The sequence below is a fragment of the Asaia siamensis genome, assembly GCF_014635085.1.
Classification (GTDB): Bacteria; Pseudomonadota; Alphaproteobacteria; order Acetobacterales; family Acetobacteraceae; genus Asaia; species Asaia siamensis.
This window is the reverse complement of the sequence record NZ_BMCH01000005.1, coordinates 235,500-254,535: the sequence shown is the minus strand read 5'-3', so window position 1 is coordinate 254,535 and position 19,036 is coordinate 235,500. Positions and strand designations below refer to the sequence as shown.

At 58.4% G+C, this 19,036-nt stretch carries 9 protein-coding genes and 1 riboswitch; of the genes, 5 read left to right on the top strand and 4 right to left on the bottom strand.

Annotation, left to right across the window (positions count from 1 at the left end):
* Window positions 1-65 precede the first annotated feature (65 nt).
* Window positions 66-1,760, bottom strand: a complete 1,695-nt coding sequence (locus IEV53_RS10820) for an NAD(P)-binding protein (protein WP_188426791.1) — start codon at window positions 1,758-1,760, stop codon at window positions 66-68.
* Between the two features lie 1,010 nt (window positions 1,761-2,770).
* Between IEV53_RS10820 and IEV53_RS10815 the strand changes: the two genes are divergently transcribed.
* A complete protein-coding gene (locus IEV53_RS10815; protein ID WP_188426790.1) occupies window positions 2,771-6,016 on the top strand; it encodes a TonB-dependent receptor in 3,246 nt (1,081 codons plus the stop codon).
* Between the two features lie 45 nt (window positions 6,017-6,061).
* Here IEV53_RS10815 and IEV53_RS10810 read toward each other — a convergent pair whose 3' ends face one another.
* Window positions 6,062-7,102, bottom strand: coding sequence for a HoxN/HupN/NixA family nickel/cobalt transporter (locus IEV53_RS10810; protein ID WP_188426789.1), 1,041 nt, complete (start codon window positions 7,100-7,102; stop codon window positions 6,062-6,064).
* Window positions 7,103-7,198: 96 nt separating this feature from the next.
* A riboswitch (cobalamin riboswitch) is annotated at window positions 7,199-7,410 on the bottom strand.
* A 199-nt stretch (window positions 7,411-7,609) separates the two neighbouring features.
* On the opposite strand from IEV53_RS10810, the gene IEV53_RS10805 reads away from it, so the two are divergent.
* Both IEV53_RS10805 and IEV53_RS10800 read left to right on the top strand, forming a co-directional pair.
* Window positions 7,610-8,980 (top strand): NAD-dependent succinate-semialdehyde dehydrogenase, encoded by a 1,371-nt coding sequence (locus tag IEV53_RS10805; protein WP_188426788.1) that lies wholly within the window; start codon window positions 7,610-7,612, stop codon window positions 8,978-8,980.
* A 132-nt stretch (window positions 8,981-9,112) separates the two neighbouring features.
* Window positions 9,113-9,976, top strand: a complete 864-nt coding sequence (locus IEV53_RS10800) for an SDR family oxidoreductase (protein WP_188426787.1) — start codon at window positions 9,113-9,115, stop codon at window positions 9,974-9,976.
* A 123-nt stretch (window positions 9,977-10,099) separates the two neighbouring features.
* Here the strand turns inward: IEV53_RS10800 and IEV53_RS10795 are convergent, their stop codons facing one another.
* Complete coding sequence (locus IEV53_RS10795; RefSeq protein WP_188426786.1) at window positions 10,100-12,190, bottom strand: S46 family peptidase; 2,091 nt, start codon at window positions 12,188-12,190, stop codon at window positions 10,100-10,102.
* 671 nt (window positions 12,191-12,861) lie between these two features.
* On the opposite strand from IEV53_RS10795, the gene IEV53_RS10790 reads away from it, so the two are divergent.
* Together IEV53_RS10790 and IEV53_RS10785 are read left to right on the top strand one after the other, a co-directional pair.
* Complete coding sequence (locus IEV53_RS10790) at window positions 12,862-15,399, top strand: TonB-dependent receptor plug domain-containing protein (RefSeq protein WP_229719827.1); 2,538 nt, start codon at window positions 12,862-12,864, stop codon at window positions 15,397-15,399.
* A 167-nt stretch (window positions 15,400-15,566) separates the two neighbouring features.
* Window positions 15,567-15,947 (top strand): VOC family protein, encoded by a 381-nt coding sequence (locus IEV53_RS10785; RefSeq protein ID WP_188426784.1) that lies wholly within the window; start codon window positions 15,567-15,569, stop codon window positions 15,945-15,947.
* On the opposite strand, the gene IEV53_RS10780 is transcribed toward IEV53_RS10785, so the two are convergent.
* A complete protein-coding gene (locus tag IEV53_RS10780) occupies window positions 15,932-19,030 on the bottom strand; it encodes an efflux RND transporter permease subunit (RefSeq protein WP_188426843.1) in 3,099 nt (1,032 codons plus the stop codon). The two genes, IEV53_RS10785 and IEV53_RS10780, sit on opposite strands and share 16 nt — an antisense overlap.
* Window positions 19,031-19,036 lie beyond the last annotated feature (6 nt).

Here is a 19,036-nt window from a genome sequence, read left to right as displayed (position 1 = left end):
GGGCACGGCCTTGACGGTGCTTTCTGCATTCTTGCGGCTCATTTTCATGCCCTCTTTTGTCGCGCTCATGCCCGCACCACGAATTTTGTCGGAGAAACCAGCTCGCCGATCCCGTCAGACGCTGTCGCGCTGCCTTCGGCTTCGGGCGTCATGGCAATGGCATGGCAGGGGCATTGCGCGGCACAATCGCCACATCCCGTGCACAGATCCGCCGAAATCGCATAACCCTGCCCCTTGCCGAGCCGGGTGATCGCCTGTTCGGAACAGGCGGCGTAGCAATTATCGCATTCATAGCAATTGCCGCAGGAGAGGCAGCGCCCCGCCTCACGTCGTGCTTCGTGCTCGGCCAGACCGGCGATGATCTCTTCAAACCCCGACCGTCGGGCTGGAGGAAGCTCCACAGCCTCTTCACGCCCGGCCTCGAGCAAGGTGGGCATGTTCAGCATGTCGAATGTCACGATATCGCGCGGCTTTTTCTCGGGCAGAGCCTCGCCTTTCAGAAAGGCATCAATGGCACGTGCCGCATGTTTGCCATGCCCCGTTGCGGTGGTCATGGTGCGCGCTCCCGGCACACAGTCGCCGCCTGCGAAAATACCGGCGTGCCCGGTCATGAAAGCGCGATCGACCTGCAGGACATCGCCCTTGCCGATGGCGATATCGGCAAATCCCGCGCAGAGAGAGAGATCGGCATGCTGACCAATGGCCAGAATGACCGAGTCAGCCGCAACGATCTCGGTTTCACCTGTCGGCGTGATACTGCCATCGGCACCAAGGGTGATCGTCTCGATCTCGACACCTTCGGGGCCGAAATGCCTGACCACACTGCAATAGCGAATGGTCACGCCCTCTTCCTGCGCCGCCTCGATCTCTTCGGACAGGGCGCTCATATGGTCGCGGTCGCGTCGATAGACCATGAACACATTCTGCGCGCCCAGACGTCTTGCCGTGCGGGCAGCATCCATCGCAACGTTGCCGCCCCCGATCACAGCCACCACCTGCCCAAGGTCGGGCCGGGCGCCCTCGCGCACCTGATGCAGCAGATCGATGGCCTCCATCACGCGGCGTTTTCCATCGACCGGCAGCGCCATGGTGAGCGCACGCGCCGCCCCTACCGCGATAAACGCCGCATCGAACCCGGATTGCTCCATCACACTACGTATGTCTGTCACCGGCGCATTGCAGCGCAGCGAGACGCCCGGCATGGACAGAACACGGTCAATCTCTGCATCGAGCACCGAAAGCGGCAGTCGATAGGCCGGAATCCCATAGGCCAGCATCCCGCCAGCACGCGCCGAAGCCTCTCTTATCTCGACTTCATGACCAAGGCGGGAAAGGTGATAGGCACAGGCCAGACCTGCCGGGCCAGACCCCACCACGAGTACCTTCCTGCCCGAAGCGGGAGCAGTCTCGACCACCCAGCCCGACTCCATTGCGCGATCGCCCAGGAAACGCTCGACCTCATGAATGGCCACGGGGGCATCCATATCCGCGCGATTACAGCCACCTTCACAGGGATGATAGCAGGCACGACCGTGAATAGCGGGCAATGCGTTTTCCTGCGTCAGCAGACGCCACGCCGCCTCGTATTCTCCCTTTTCAGCCAGAGACAGCCAGCCCTGGATGTTCTCCCCCGCGGGACAAGCATGATTGCAAGGAGGAAGATAGGAGACATAGTCGGGGCGCCGTGAGCGCAGGCTACCCACTCCGACGCGCGTTCTGACATGAAGAGCCCTGTTGAGTTCGCGCAGCTTCAGCGGCATCGGAAAGATCCATTCCCTCTTTCAATCCCGACTCAAGTTGATAACAATTATCAACCAAATCTGGACTTCGCGACCATAAGAAAGGTCGCGTTCCTGATAACCCCATAGTGGGCGCCCAGAATTTTCCGATCATTGATGCAAATCAACATTATTGTTTTTATCATCAGGCTGAGGAAATATTACCTTACCGCTCTATTTATTTTACAAAGATTTGAGACAATAAATTTTTACTAGCAGTAATGGATATTATGATATTTCTCATTTGCAAACAATAAAATATAATTATGAAAAATCATAAAAAATACTTTTTATAAGCAATGATAAAATTTATCGTAGATTAAATAACGATATAACTATAAGTATTTCATCTTGATTTATGATTTTTCTTATAAAAATTTCTCATATCCCCTCAATGGGCTGCTTTTTTTACCTGATATTGCCCCGATGTCAGCGAAAGGAAACGTACAGACGCATATGATCTGGCCTCCTTCCAGAATACCGGTCGCATGATACCGCGCACAGACAGGATGCATTATCCCTTCTGCGTCACTGAACAAAATCTGTCAGACTGCACCATCGCCTTTGGCACCCGCGCAGCACAGCCCTGCATATCGGCTTGGCTGACCATGGGAGGTTGGTCACACCTCCCGAATAGGGTTGTGGGAATTTCCATTTTACAGGCCAGACGGCAAGGGAATAACACGCCAATATGACAATGTCGCACCCCCCCCCGGTATCTACACGTGGGCTCTCTGCAATACAGATAGGACTATCCGGATAGACGCGTATTTCGACGCGCAACGTCCCCTCAAAGTATCGGCAACTGCCCGAAAATCCATTAATTTGTTGCTCAGCCTTGCATTAAGTAGTGCTCACTATCGCAAAACCGTGATTAATATACAACATTCCGCGCCATTTCAGCGACATTAGCGCGAGACTTGTTTCGCCCCATCGTGAATAGGCAATAAATAACGTTTCCCAGATCACAAAACGAGCACAAGGCCAGATCGATGAAGCTTCCCGGACACGCAGCAATTCTGGGTATTCATCACAAGAAGATCGTTACATTCCTTGTCACTCTTCTGGCCGGAAGCACCGCGCTTTCTACCATCGCGGTTGCTGATACGGAAACGAAACACAATCATCTGGATGCAAAAAAACGCAATACCGCGCACGCCCCTCATGATGCCACGAAGCAGACCTCCGGTAGCGTGGCCGTCAAGGCAGCAGCCCTTTCTGCTCCCGTAACGGCCCCTCCCTCTGGCACAGAGATGCTTTACGTTACCGGAACACGACTCACACAATCGCGCCTCACCAATGTCATGGCCGGTTCGACCCTGAGTGCAGACCAGTTGCAGCGGCGCGGCTATCTCGATCTGGGTCTGGCCCTGCTGCGTGAAAATCCGGCGGTAAGTGTTGGCGACAACTCGCCTCTCGGCACCCAGAGCGCTTTCGGTGCGGGGCAATCCTTCGTCAGTCTGCTCAATCTCGGGTCACAGCGCACCCTTACACTTGTGGATGGCATGCGCATGGGGGGCGGTGCTACCGCCTCGATCTATGGTGTCGGGCCGGGTTCCGAAGTCGATATCAGCGCCCTGCCGACATCATTGATCAAATCGATCGATACGCGTCTCGGAGGCGCTGGCGCCGCCTATGGCGCCGATGCCGTGGCTGGCGTGATCAACTACGAACTCGATGATCATTACAAAGGGGTCTCGCTCAACGCGCAGGGAGACTGGTCGCAGAAACTCGACAACGCAGCCGAGAAGATCGCCTTCAAGGCAGGAACAGGGTTCGACCATGATCGTGGCGGACTGGTTTTCGATCTCGAATACCGTAACCAGGCGGGTATGCTCGCCAGTGACCGGCCTGACAGTTTCGGCGAGAATGCCGTCATCTATCATCGCGCCGCGCTGGGGCAGAATTCACCCTATACATTCGTGCTCGGCCCGGGCACGCGCTATATACAGAATTCGCTGACAGGCATGCCCACCCTGACGGGAAATTACGGCGATCTTCCTGTCTACGGGGGGCTATACGGCGCGACCTATGCCGGGCTTGCCGATGCAGGCATTGCCAGCGCAAACGGCACACCTCTGGTTTTCAGCCAGAATGGCCAGTCACTCGTCCCGTTCAACAGCGGCACCCTGCTCAAGGGGGATAATGCGCTAGGTATCGGCGGTGACGGATTGGCCTTGCGCAATTACATCCAGATGCGCACCCCCTCTGACAGGCTCAATCTCACGCTTCTGGGTCATTATGATCTGACGGATCATCTCCACGCCACATGGCAGGGCTGGTATGCCAGAGGCAGTTCATCGAACCAAGTCAATAACGGCACCTTCAGCAGCGCCGCTTTCGATAATGCCCTGACATCCAACAGCGATGGCCCGCAAAGCAGCAGCTATTTTACTGAAGGGGTGGTTAACGGACCGCTCGCGCTGAGCACCGACAACCCCTATCTGACCAGTACAGAAAGCAGCACCATTAAAAACGCTCTGGCCGCGAATGGTCTGCCGACAGACCAGTTCTATCTGAACCGTCTCAACCAGGATCTGGACACTGGCTATTACCGCACCACCCTGCAGATGTTCCGCTTTCAGGGTGGTTTGCACGGTGATTTCAGGGCTTTGAACCGCGACTTCAAATGGAAGACCAACGGCGAATATACACGCTACACCAATGTGACCACCCAACCCTCTTTGGTCATCCCAAATCTGGTCAATGCCCTGAATGCCGTGCGTGCTGCCGATGGAACGATCGAATGTGCACCCGGTTATGAAAACGCGCCCATTGCCACACGTAGCGCCGTTTGCGCGCCCCTGAACCCGTTCGGCTACAACCAGATGAGCCAGGCCGCACGCGATTACGTGACAGCGATCTCGCGTTCGTCAAACCGCAACACGCAGCGCGATCTGCAGGCTGAAATCAGTTCCACCGTTTTCCGACTTCCTGCTGGCGCTATACGCTGGGATCTTGGTTACGAGCATCGGCGCGAAGCTTATCATTTCAGCCCCGGCACCTATCTCAGCGGCTGGGAACAGGCAGATGGCACGGTGCTACAATATGGCAATGATGCCGTCATTCCGGCCACGGGCGGCGCCTATCATACCCATGAGGGCTTTGGCGAACTCGACGTGCCGCTCGTCTCGCCCGGCATGCATATGCCCGGCATCTATCATCTTTCGCTCACAGCCAATGGGCGCCTGACTTATAACAGTATCACCGGTGCCTACTGGACCTATATGGCGGGCGCATCCTGGTGGCCGATGCGCGATTTCGGACTGAGCGGCAACTACGCCGTTTCCGTTCGCAATCCGTCTGTCGGTGAACTCTATTCACCACGTTCGACCACCTATGAGAGCGGAACCGACCCCTGCTCGAGCGCCAGCATCACGTCTGGCCCCAATCCGGCCCTGCGCGCTGCCAATTGTGCAAAGGCGGGCCTGCCCCGGAATTTCACGTCAAACTTCGAATCCTACTCTTTACCGGGCTCAGCAGGAGGCAATGCGCATCTGCGCAATGAACATTCCAGAAGCTTTACAGGCAGTCTCGAATTTCGCCCTCATTTCATACGCGGTTTCGACATGAAGGCCTCGTTTGTCGATGTGAAAGTTGCTGACGCCATTACCTATCTGAGCGCCAGCAACCTGCTCGCTGCCTGCTATGATTCCGCCGATTATGAGAGCAACCCGTTCTGCTCGACCTTCAGGCGTAATTCCTCCGGACAGATCACCTCGTTCCAGTCCGGCTATTATAATATCGCCAGCTATGAAACGCAGGCGCTTCAGACGACGCTTGATTATATCCTGCCTCTCAGACGCCTCGGCCTGTCCGACAATTTCGGCACGGTCGATCTGCAGGGCAATTACGTTCATTACCTCAAAAGCCAGCAGCGTTACCTCTCCACCACCTATCTGCTGGCGGGAAGCACGGCGTCGCCCAAGGATAATTTCACACTCAACACCACCTGGCAGCGCGGCGCGCTCACGGCGCAATGGCAGACGATGTGGTACGGGCCGAGCCTTTTCATGCTTCAGGTGCCCTCCACACGTTATGAGGCCAATAAGCGCCCGGCCTTTGCCCAGTTCAATCTCTCGCTCGGCTACGAAATCACGAAAAACCTTTCAACGAATTTCGTGATCAACAATATCACCGATGCCCTGCCGAAAGATTCCGGCATCTACAACCTCACCCGTTACTATGAAGCCCTGATAGGGCGCAGCTTCCAGATGCGTATCGGCGCCAGTTTCTGACGCCGCCGCAAGGCAAACTCATGTGTCGATGGGGCGGTTCGGACTTTATCCCCGGCGACGCCTGTCGACGCGATAAAAGATCAGCGAGGCCATCCAGGCCAGCACGAAGAGGCCGATCACGATAAAGCCGATCTGGTTGAAACTGTTACTCACCAGTGAAACGAGCTGCCAGAAACGCCCTTCGAAGCCGATCTTGTCTCCCAGCAGTTTCAGCGTTTCGATGCTGCCGATCCCGACAGCCACAATGACCGAGATCAGGGTGATGATGATATTGTAGCGCAGCTTGCGCAGTGGATCGACAAACGCCCAGCGATAGGCCCCGAGCATCAGCACGCCATCAGCCGTATCGATCAGGGCCATGCCAGCTGCAAAAAGCGCCGGGAAGATCATGATGGTCGCAACCGAAACGCCATGACTGGCCTGAGAGGCAGACAGGCCGAGCAGGGACACCTCTGTCGCCGTATCGAAGCCCAGACCGAACAAGAAGCCAAGCAGCACCATATGCCAGCTTCTGGAGACGAGCCTGAAAAGCGGCGTCAGCAGACGGGCCAGCAGCCCCCCCTTGGCCAGCAACGCATCGATGTCGATTTCCTCAACCGCACCGCCAGACTTCACATGACGCCAGGCACGCCAGGCGCCACGCAGCACGATGAAATTCGTTATCGCCAGCGCAAACAGAAAGCCGGCTGAAATCAGCGTGCCGGTCACGCTGCCGATATCACGCCAGGCGCCAAAACGGTCCTGCATCGCCTGAGACAGCAATGCCGTTCCCAACGCCGCCAGCACAACGATAAGAGAATGACCGATGGCAAACCAGAACCCTGTCAGAAGCGGCTGACGCCCCATCTGGATGAACTTACGCGTTACGTTATCGATTGACGCGATATGATCGGCATCGACTGCATGACGCAGGCCAAAACCATAAGCCAGCAAGGCATTGCCAAGCAGAAGAGGCCTGTCACGCAGCAGGAGGAAGCTCCAGATCCACAAGCCCAGATTGACCAGTATCAGACACAGGCCAAGGATCGAGATACGCAGACGCAGGCTTTTCTCAGGCGGGTTTATCCCCCCGCTCACCATCGTCATGAGCGCGTCATCCCTGTCCGGTGGCGCAAGGGGCTTTCAAACGCGTGATTGAACAAAACCTCGTCTCCGGCTGCCGGATCGTCCCGTCCGGCTGCCATGGCAGCAAAGACGAAGGCAGGTCTCCTGGCTCGCGGGTCATCATATCCTGCGCCTTCCCGGAAGCACGCTCCCAGTGGCCCGAGCAGGAACTCACCGCTCACAGTTGCGGGGACAGCTGCCGCCGCAAGCCCGATCCTGAGCGGATCTGCCAGCCCGTTCGGCATTCCCTTTTCACTCGCTTGCGCGAGACCTTCGACAGAAACGGAAGTAACCACTCACAGCCCTGAAAGCCAAGCCAATTCCCCTGTCTGATTCCCTGTTTTCTGCGCTGCATCGCCATGCTCCTGCCCCCGCTGACACAGTCTTTCGCATAAAAAATCACGCAACCATCCCGCGGCTCGGCCTTTCTGAAACCATGCAGATCACCCGACCGTGAGGCCGGGGGTCCTCAAGAAAGGAGCCATCACGATGAGCCTTTATCGGACAATCAACCCGGCAACCGGCAAGACCGAGCGCGAATTCGAGCTTCACACCAAGGCCCAGGCCTTCGAGAAACTCGAGGCTGCCCACGAGTTCTATAACAGCGACTGGCGCCATCGCAGCTTTGACGAGCGCAAGGCCATTGTGCTGAAGGCTGCGGAAATCCTTGAGCAGAACAAGGAAAAATACGCACGCCTCATCGCCATCGAAATGGGCAAGGTATTGCCGGAATCCATCGCGGAAACTGAGCTTTCAGCAAAAATCCTGCGCTATTACGCCGAGAACGCAGAGAAATTCCTCGCTCCGCGCGAGATTGAAGTCGCCAAGGGACGTGCCACCGTGCTGAGCCAGTCTCTGGGTGTCATCTACTGCGTGGAACCCTGGAACTTCCCTTATTACCAGCTCGCCCGCGTCGCTGGCCCGAACCTGATGGCAGGCAATGTCGTGCTGGCCAAGCACGCGCCCGGCGTACCGCAATGTGCGCTCGCCTTCGAGGCCCTGTTCGTCGAAGCCGGGGCCCCGAAGGGAGCATGGACCAATCTCTTCATCGACAACGATGTATCTGAAGAGCTGATCGCCCGCCCCGAAGTCCGCGGTGTTGCCCTGACAGGGAGCGAGCGTGCGGGCAGCGCGGTCGCCGCCCAGGCAGGCAAGGCGCTCAAGAAGACCACGCTTGAGCTTGGCGGTTCCGACCCGTTCATCGTGCTCGAAGACGCCAATCTGGATGAGGTGATCCCCAACGCTGTTGCCGGTCGCATGTCCAATAACGGTCAGGTCTGCACAGCAGCCAAACGCATGATCGTGCATGAATCGCTTGCCGACGAGTTCGTCCGTCGTCTCTCCGATGCCATCGCCGAGTTCCGCTATGGCGACCCACTGGAACAGGGCGTGACCCATGGGCCGATGAGCAGCGAAAACGCCATGAAGCTGGCCCTGAGCCAGGTCGAAAAGGCCGTCTCTAACGGTGCGAAGCTGGTCGTGGGCGGCAAGCAGCTCGACCGCGAAGGCTTCTTCATGCAGGCAGCGCTGCTGACCGGCGTGACCAAGGATAACCCGATCTTCTACGAAGAGATCTTCGGTCCGGCCGCCATCGTCTACCCCGTGGCTGACGACGATGCCGCCATCGCACTGGCCAATGACTCGCCTTACGGTCTGGGTGGCTCGATCCATACCAGCGATGTCGAGCGTGGCCGCAAGCTTGCCGAGCGCATCGAGACCGGCATGGTGTTCATCAACGAGCCGACAGGCACCGCTCCCGAGCTGCCCTTCGGTGGTGTCAAGAATTCCGGCTATGGCCGTGAGCTTTCTTCGAACGGGATCGAGGAATTCGTCAATCACAAACTGATCCGCTCAGCCTGATTGATGATCCGGATATCAGGGGTTTTCACCCCTGATATCCTTTGCCACGGAACTAAACCTCACGTTTTCGCGATGAACACAGGCAGGCCGCGGGCCGCGCTTTTTTCCTTCTCCCGCACGAAGGTGTTCATCATGACGACTTTCCCCAAGCCCCCTTTCGACACCCCTCTCCAGGACCGTATCCCCGGTCAGACCGAGGCCATGACCCCGCTGCCTGATCATGGTGAAAGCAGCTATCAGGGTTCCGGACGTCTGACGGGCAAGATTGCCCTCATCACGGGTGCCGATTCCGGTATCGGCCGCGCTGTCGCCATCGGCTTTGCCCGCGAAGGTGCCGATATCGCCCTCTCCTTCCTTGCCGAAGAAGAAAAGGACGCACAAGAGACGGCGCGCTGGATCGAGAAGGCAGGCCGCAAGGCGCTTCTGCTTCCCGGCGACCTGAAATCACGCGCAATCTGCAAGACCGTCGTGGACGAGACTGTCGCTGCCTTCGGGCGCATCGATGTCCTCGTCAACAACGCTGCCTTTCAGGTCGAGCGTCTCGCGCTGGAAGATATTTCCGAAGACGAATGGGATGACACTTTCGCCACCAATATCGGTGCGACCTTCCGCCTCACACGGCATGCTGTCGCCCATATGAAAAGCGGGGCGTCGATCATTCATACGATCTCGGTCAATGCCGACAGCCCCAAGCCGCGCCTTCTGGCCTATTCAGCAACCAAGGCCGCCATCCAGAATTTCAGCGGTGGTCTCGCCCAGCTTCTCGGCGAGAAGGGCATCCGTTCGAACACCGTCGCCCCCGGGCCGATCTGGACCCCGCTCATTCCCGCCACGATGCATGGCGATCATGTGCATGAGTTCGGTGCCGACACACCGCTCGGCCGTCCTGGCCAGCCTGTCGAGCTGATTGCCCCCTATGTGATGCTCGCCAGCGATGAAGCAAGCTACATCTCGGGCGCCACCATCGCCGTGACGGGTGGTACGCCGGTTATCTGAGTGTATGGGGCCATGGCCCCATCACCCCGCCAAAGGGCTGTCGCCCTTTGGAAGCCCTCTACCAGGGATGAAAGGGGCCTGCCCCTTTCCGGGGTGCGGGGCAGCGCCCCGCAGAGACCACGTTCAGCGATGGCCGTTGATCAGCTCGCTGGCTAGTCCATCTTCATGATAGACAATCTTCAATGCCGTGATGATGGCGCTCGTATCCGTCGCGACCGCACGGTTATTGCTGATGTCGTAATAGAGATCGCCAGCAAGGCTGGGCAGATTACCGTCGAAAATCAGACCGACAGCCTTGCCCTCTCGGCTGATGACCGGCGAACCGGAATTGCCACCCACGATGTCATTGGTCGAGACGAAATCGAGATGCGTCGACGGATTGACTTCATCCTTGGCGTCGAGCCAGCGCCTGGGCAGGGCAAAAGGCTCGCTGCCGGTAGCATGATGGTACATCCCGGCAAAATCGGTGAAGGGCGCCACATCGACACCGTTCTTGCGCCAGCCCTTGACCGTTCCATAGGAAAGACGCGGCGAGAACGTGGCGTCAGGATAGAGCGTATCGAGACGCCCATCAGCCTTGGCCTGAGCGAAGCGGGCACGCGCAATATCGCCCTGGGCCTTGTGCAAGGGTGCAGTAACCTCATTGCGCATCTGCTCACGCAGCGCAGCATAGCTTGGGTAAAGCTTGCGGACGAAAACGACCAGCGGATCATTCGAGGCCTCGACAGCCTTCAGACCGCCCTTCCATAGCGCCAGTCGCGCCGCCGGATCGCCCATTTTCGTGCCCTTGATCAGACGGGCAGCGAGTTCATCGGGGGCATCGTTGCCAAGCGCCAGATGCACGAGCGCATCATCGGCACCGATGGTCTGACGCAGGCTTGTCAGACGCAGCGCGAAGAGAGCGGTTTCGAGTTCGGGGTAAAACGGCTCCTTTGCGCCAAGCGCCGTCTCGATCTCTCCAAGCTGCGCGTCATGAAACCCGGAATGACGCTTGGCATCGGGCTTGCTGCGCTCGTTCGCGCCCTCCACCAGAGCCATGACATTATTGAGTGCCCCACCAAAGACCATGCTCAGTGCGAGATTGCGCGTGAACAAATCTTTTTCGAGGGCAATGGCCTGATCGACCGCCTTGAAAGGCTCGCCATAAGCCGATTTTCTGGCCGGATCAGCGTCGATCCATGCCTGAAGGTCAGCGTCTTCTTTGGCACGACGGGCAATAATATCGCTCGATTGCAGCGCCGATTGCGTGCCGGAAAAGGATTTCAGGGCGTTCTGGACACCAAACAAAATGTCTTCAGCCTGCTTGGCATGCTCGGCGCTCTCGCGCCCATACTGCCACAACATGCCCTCGCGCACCGAATACAAGGCAATCACGGTCGGATTGATCACGTCACGCTGAAAAGCGAGAGCCGCCGCCGGAAGGCCTCGCTGCGTGCGCCCCGGATTGCCAGATGTAAAGACCAGATCATCCGCCTTCGGGCCTGCCGGGTCGAATTGCAGGTAAGGCGTATGCACCGGCTTGCCGCCCTCATAGACACGCAGCATCGACAGATCGATATCATAACGCGGGTAATCGAAATTATCGGGGTCACCCCCGAAAAACGCGATACCCTGCTCGGGCGCCATGACCACGCGCACATCCTTGTAACGGCGGTAGCGGTAAAGCGCGGTCTGTCCACCATGATAGAGCGAGACCATGTCGCAGCGCCAATGGGCGTCATCACCACCGATACAATCTTTGGTGAGCTTGCTTTCCACTTCCTGAAGGGCCGCAGCATAGGCCGCGCCCTGCTTGCCCTTTGTGGCGTCGGCTACGGGGCCGGAAACATCCTTCATCGTATCAAGACGGTCGAGTTCCATACCGGGGCACTGACGCTCGTCGGCCAGATCCCTGGTCGTGAACCCGTCACGGAAATAATCGTGATCCTTGTCCGACAGGGCTGCGAGACAGGAATTGGCGCAGTGGTGATTGGTCATCACCAGCCCGTCACCGGACACGAACGAGGCCGAGCACCCTTCTGCCAGACGCGCCGATGACTGGACCACGTGCTGGATCCAGCTGGCATCGGGCGTAAAGCCATAGCTTTTCTGCAAGGCGGCTTTGGGGAGGTGGTCGAAGGTCCACATGCCTTCATCCGCATGTGCCGTGCCCGCAAAGGCGACAGCACCGACAAGCGCAGAGGAAAGCAGAAGCGGGGATCGTTTGAAGGACATGGCTCGAAACTCGCGACTGGATAATGATATAATGTATCAATCCATATCGCGATGCGATTTGCAACCGGGCGAGAACGTATCGTCTTGCCGGAGTGCCATCACCAGACCGCCGCCGCGACCCGCGACGGAATCCGGCGCCCTGATCGATCTCTTTTATATCGAGGCCGCAACATTACGATTTTCCCTGTCACAGCAAGGGAAGAACACCATGACAAATTCATGACAGCGCCGGAACGGGCAGCCATGATGGCAATATCCTGCCTGCCCGACCCGATACCCGCCCGGAAAGAATGAAACAGTTTTCACAAAGTAGTTACATGACGTTTCAGAATTTACAGGAGACGTTTTCCATTCGGACCAATGACAATGCACCCTAGTGACCATTAACAGCGGGCCTAAAGTGATGCTCGTCTCGCTTTGAAATTACGCCGGACATGAAGCGAATTCGTTTTATCCGCGACGAATGAGAGAATTCGCAAATCCTTTATCATTCCTCTTCTCTCAAAATACGACGAAGCGGGAGTCAGGATTTATCGACCCTTCGCGCCCTGAAATACTCTATCAAATACCGGAAATAATACGAAATATTGCCATAAAAGCTTAACTTTACTCAGACAGCCCCGGCAACGCTTTTGCGACCCGTTACATCCAGAGACGTGTCGGAGAGACCGGTGAAAAGACTTGCCCTGTTCCTCGTTGCAACGACTGCCTGCACGCCATTCGTGAGCCGGAGCGCCGAAGCAGCCGCTTCTCCCGAGGCGCAGGAAGTCACCCAGAAAAAAGCCGACAAGGCGACCGCACTGACGAAGAAGAACAAATTCGTCAGACCGTCGGACGATGCCGAACAGGTGGTCGTGACCGGCACGCGTGAGAGCCACGTCAAGGCGCGCCAGAGCATCAGCCCGGTCGTCGTGATTTCGTCCAAGACGCTTGAGCGTTCGGGCGAACTCAACGTCGCCAATGCGCTGACACGCACCTATCCGTCCATCACCATGAGCGCTCGAGGGTCGAACACGAACTCGCTCGTTTCATCCATCCAGATGCGTGGTCTGGGACCCAATGAAACGCTGGTTCTGGTCGATGGCAAGCGCCGTCATTCCACGGCCAATATCGTGCAGAAGCCCGGCCCGCAATTTGCCTCCTCGGGTGTCGATCTGAACATGCTCGCGGGCAACATGATCGACCATATCGAGGTGCTCGAAGACGGTGCGGCAGCCATGTATGGCTCTGATGCCATCGCAGGCGTGGTCAACATCATTACGAAGAAAAAGGATCACGGCCTGACACTCAGCGGCCAGGGCGGCGCCAATGCCTATCTCGGCAGCGGGGAACAATACCAGCTCGACGCCGATGGTGGCTTCAAGCTTGGCAAGGATGGCTATGTCCATCTCGGCGCCCAGTTCTACCAGACGCAGCACGCCATCGCCTGGGGGCCGGACCACGCGCTGCTCGGCTACTGGCCCGCTGGTGCCGACACCAAGAATTATTTCGTGGGCGTCAAGCCCGGTTCAGAGAGCTGGCGCGGCCGCAAGACCGATTATCTGAGCACGCCCAAGGAAACGCGCGAGACCTTCGCCCTGAATTTCGGCAAGCCGCTTGCGGCGGGCGTCGAGCTTTATGGTCAGGCCACGCTTGGCTATCGCCATGCAGAGATGATGGCCTATAAATATCCCTATGTCGTACCGGCGGCTGGCATTTCCGAACTGCGCCCGATCACGGGTGATGACGAACTCGATTACGCTGCAGAGCTGGGCCTGAAGGGCGAGAATCTTTTCGGTTTCGACTGGAATCTATCCACCGTCTATGGCGGCGATAATTCACGCATCAGCATTCGCGACGTCGTCAATCTCGGCCAGCTCGCCCGCACCGGCTATTCGCCGAGCAAGTTCTGGGATTACACCCAGAAAAACACGCAATGGACGAATAATCTCGATCTGCGTCGCGGCTTCAAGATCTGGTCCATGCCTGTCAGCCTCGCTTTCGGTGGTGAGCATCGTCTGGACTCCTACCAGATCATTTCAGGCAATCCGGAATCCTATCTCGATGGCGGCCCGGTCGAACATGCCGGTATTCCTCCGCAATCGGCTGGTACCTGGTATCGTAATATCTACTCGGCCTATGTCGATGCGACATTCCGCCCCACGCGCAAGCTCTCGATCGATGTGGCCGGACGGTATGAATATTACACCGACACCGACAACACCGAAAACGGCAAGCTTTCGGCACGCTACGATTTCACCAATCGCTTTGCACTGCGCGGCACCATCGCAAACGGCTTCCGCGCCCCGACCCTGCAGGAATCGCATTTCAGCCGTCTGAACATTTTTGCGGGCACGGGCAGTGTCGGCGGTCAGCTTCCGGTTGAATCGGCAGCCGCCCGATCACTGGGCGCTCAGGGCCTGAAGCCGGAGCGCTCGGTCAATGCCAGCGCCGGCTTCACCATGGAGCCTGTGCGCGGCCTGCATGTCGAGACAGACGTCTATCAGATCAATCTGCGCGATCGTATCGTTCAGGGTGGCACAGTACGCGGCGCCCAGGCGCTCGATGCCATCCGCTCCTTTGGCTTCGACGTCTCCCCGACGGCTACCAACGCCGCTGCCTCTTCAGCCTATTTCCTTTCCAACGGGGCGAGCACCCGCACCCAGGGTCTGGACATCAAGGCCGATTATCTTCTGCACCTGCATGAATACGGCAATGTGGCGCTTGTGGCGGCCTTCAACCTCAACCGCACCCGCCTGCATCACAACGGCGTCTCGACCATCGGCAAGCCGCTGCTCAACGACCAGACCATCGGCTACATCACAACCGCAACGCCCCGCAGCAAGATCATCCTCAACGCGCTGTGGACCATCGGCAAGTGGGACGTGAATATCCGCCAGAGCCGTTATGGCGAGACCACCAACATGATGACCTATCAGGACTGGACGCCTGCCTCGGCTACCTGCCCCGGCGGCGGTGCGCTGCGCTACTCCACGACCTGCTTCGGCCAGTTCAAGAACACCCCTCGCTGGCTGACCGATCTTGAGATCGGTTACAAGATCACCTCGCGTGTCCATGCGACGATTGGCGTCAACAACGTGTTCAACGTGCGCCCCCGTCGTCTGCCCGGCAATCTCGTCCCTGCCGGTGGCTCGATGTATGACCAGTTCTCCAATCAGGTGCCGTTTACCGGGGGCTATTATTTCGGCCGCATCAGCGCCAGCCTCTGACCTGCTTCCTTCAGCGGTCTGATGAAGCCGGGGGTGGAAACACCTCCGGCTTCATGCGTTCTGACGGCACGGTTTCCCCCGGCAGCACCGCGTGTTGACACGTCGGCCTGCCGCGCATGATCCTCTGCGCCGCAGAGCGATCTGCCTCATAAATCAGGAGAAAATCCATGTTCAGCCATATCGTGATCGGCAGCAACGACCTCGATGCCTCGAAGGCTTTCTATGACGCAACGCTTGGTGCGCTGGGCTGTCCGCCTGCGCAGGTCGATGGCAAGGGTCGCCTGCTCTATGTGCATGATGGCGGCAGACTGGTCGTGACCAAGCCCATCGATGGGGCGCCTGCCTGTGGCGCGAATGGCGGCACGATCGGCTTCTCCGCCGGCTCGCCGGAAGCCATCGACGCCTGGCACAAGGCCGGTCTGGCGCATGGCGGTGTCGCGATCGAAAACCCGCCCGGCCCGCGCGAGACCCCCATCGGCACGCTTTATCTGGGCTATCTGCGCGACCCCTCAGGCAACAAGCTTTGTGCCCTTCACCCGATGGGCTGAACCGGTCTTTGCGCTTCTGCTGCCTGCTGCGGCCCATCGGTGAAAAACCGGGCATAAAGCAGCGGCAGAACGAGCAGGGTCAGGAGGGTTGACGTGATCAGCCCTCCAATCACGACAGTCGCCAGAGGCCGCTCTACCTCGGCCCCTGCACTGGCAGAAAATGCCATCGGGAAAAAACCGAAACTTGCGACAGAAGCTGTCGCCAGCACCGGGCGAAAACGTGCTTTCGCTGCCGCGAAAGCAGCCTCGGCTGCCACCATGCCCGCAAGGCGAAAATCGCGTATCTGGCTGACCAGCACCACGCCATTGAGAATGGCGACCCCGAAAAGAGCGATGAAACCGATTCCGGCGGCGATGCTGAAAGGCAGCCCTCTGAGTGCGAGGGCATAAATCCCCCCTGTGGCGGCAATGGGCAGGTTGATGAACACAAGCAGCGCCGCGCGCGGTGTGCCGAGCGCCAGAATCAGAAACACGAAAATCAGAAGCAGTGCGATTGGCACAACCATGCCCAGACGCTTCATCGCTGAGTCGAGATTGCGAAACTGCCCCGCCCAGGTCAGACGATAACCCGACGGCAGAACCAGTCCTTTTGCGACTTTCGCCTGAGCTTCGGCCACGAAGGATTTGACATCGCGCCCCCGCACATTGGCCTGCACGACCACGCGGCGGTGCAGGGAGTCCCTGTCGATGCGGGCATTACCCTGCTCGACCGAGAAACGGGTGACATCCTTCAGCAAAACCCAGCCTCGCCCGTCTTCACGACGCACCTGCAAGCCGCCAATGCGCTCGGCGGAAGCCGTTGCCCCCTCGCGATAACGGATCTGCGTCGGCACCAGTGCATTGTCCAGAATGACCGGCCGACCGATATGTCCGCCAATGGCTTCGATGGTCGCGAGAATTTCCGGCACGGCAACACCCAGACGTGCCGCCGCATCGCGATTGACGTCAATATGCAGATAGGGAACAGCCCCCTCGCCCTGCTGGGCCACATCGGCTGCGCCGGGAATGGATGCGACCATACCAACGACCCTGCCCGCCAGCTTGTTGAGCAATGTCAGGTCATCGCCATAGATCGAAATGGCAATCTGGCTGCGCACCCCGGAGAGCATGTCATCCATGCGCATCTCGATCGGCTGTGTCCAGGAATAGGCCGCATCGGGCAGATCATGAGAAAGCCTGCTGCTCATGGCAGCAACCAGCTTCGCCTGAGTCATCTCCGCCCGCCACGCGCTGCGCGGCTTGAGAAAAACGAAACTGTCGGTCTCGTTTGTCCCCATCGGGTCGGTTGGAATGGCAGAAGTGCCAGTATTGCTCACCACCGTTTCCACTTCAGGAAACTCGCGCAGGATCTGCTCCTGCCTCGTGACGGAACGCAGCACGGTTGGCAACGAGGCACTCGGCAACCGCATCGAGGTCACGACAAGGGCGCCCTCTTCCAGCTGCGGCACGAATTCGCCCCCAAGGCGCGACGCCAGAAGCAGGGCCAGCGCAAACACCGCCCCTGTCGTCATGAAAACAGTCTTTGCATGTGTGGCACACCAGGCCAGGGCAGGTTCGTAAATGCCGCGCAGCCGGACCACGAGACGCGTCTCCCGATCCTGACGGGCATGACGCAGCGCCAGAGCCGAGAGAACAGGCACGACCACAAAGCAGTAAACGAGCGAGGTCAGCAGCCCCATGATGATCGTCTGCGCCATCGGCCGGAACATCCGCCCCTCAACCCCCTGCAGGGTGAGAATGGGCAGATAGACCATGATGATCACGAAAATCGCAAAGCTGACCGGACGCAGCACCGCGCGCAGCGTATGCACGGCAAGGCTTTCCAGCGTCTCGCCTTTCTCATTACGGCTGCGCTCGACCATCAGATGCTCGACGACAACCAGAGAACCATCGACGATCATACCGAAATCGATAGCGCCAAGGCTCAGCAGATTGGCCGATATGCCAAACAGGCGCATGCCCACAAAGGCGGCGACGAGCGACACCGGAATAACCGAGATGATCACCAGAGCGGCCTGCCAGTTGCCCAGCACGAAAAACAGCGTGATGAAAACCAGCGCCGCACCGAGCAGGAGATTTTCCTTGATCGTATGCACAGTCTCATTCGTCAGGGTCGATCGACTGTAGAAAGGCTCGAGTGTCACACCCGGCGGCAGGGAGCGGCTTATATCCGGCAAGGCCCGGTTGATGGCCGCAAGCGTGGCATTCGAGCTTGCGCCTTTCTGCATCAGCACCACGCCATTGACGATCTCGCCCTGGCCATCACGCGTCACCGCACCGAGACGCAGTCTGCCGCCCAGAGACACCGCCCCCAGGTCGCGAAGCCGAAGCACGACGCCATTGGCGCCCATCGAAACCGGGATGGAGGCGAAATCGGCCAGAGATCCTACCAAGGCCCGACCGACCACGATCTGCTGCTCGGCCTGCTGCGCAATCCACCCGCCCCCGGAAGAGGCATTATTGCTCTCGATGGCGGCATAGATACGCCCCATGGGAATGTCATGGGCGCGCATACGGGCCGGGTCGAGTGTCAGTGTATAGGTTTCCTCCGCCCCGCCATTGACGTTGACTTCAGCCACGCCCGGTACAAGACGCAGCTGCGGCGCGACCGACCATGTCATCAGGCGATTCAGCGCCAGAGGGGAATAATGTTTATCCCCCCTGATCTGGATCTGCATGATCTCACCCATACCCGTGGCGAGCGGCCCCATGGAGAGGCTGACAGGCACGGCAATACTCTCACGCGCCTTCTGCAGCCGCTCATTCACGCGTGTCCGATCCAGATCGAGATCGGAATGCTCATCGAATTGCAGATAGACAACCGAAACGCCCGTGCGCGAGACAGAACGCAGGTCCACAAGATCAGGCAAACCGGTCAGACTGGCCTCGAGCGGAAAGGTGATCTGCTTTTCAACCTCCTCGGTGGCAAGGCCGGGCGCGGTTACAGAAACCAGAACCTGCTGCGGCGAGATATCGGGCACTGGCTCCACCGGCAAACCGGGCACGACAAGGAGCCCTGCCAGTACCAGCAAGGTGCAAAGCGCCAGAACCGCCAGTTTGTTGGCTTGCAGAAACTGCCACATGGCCAG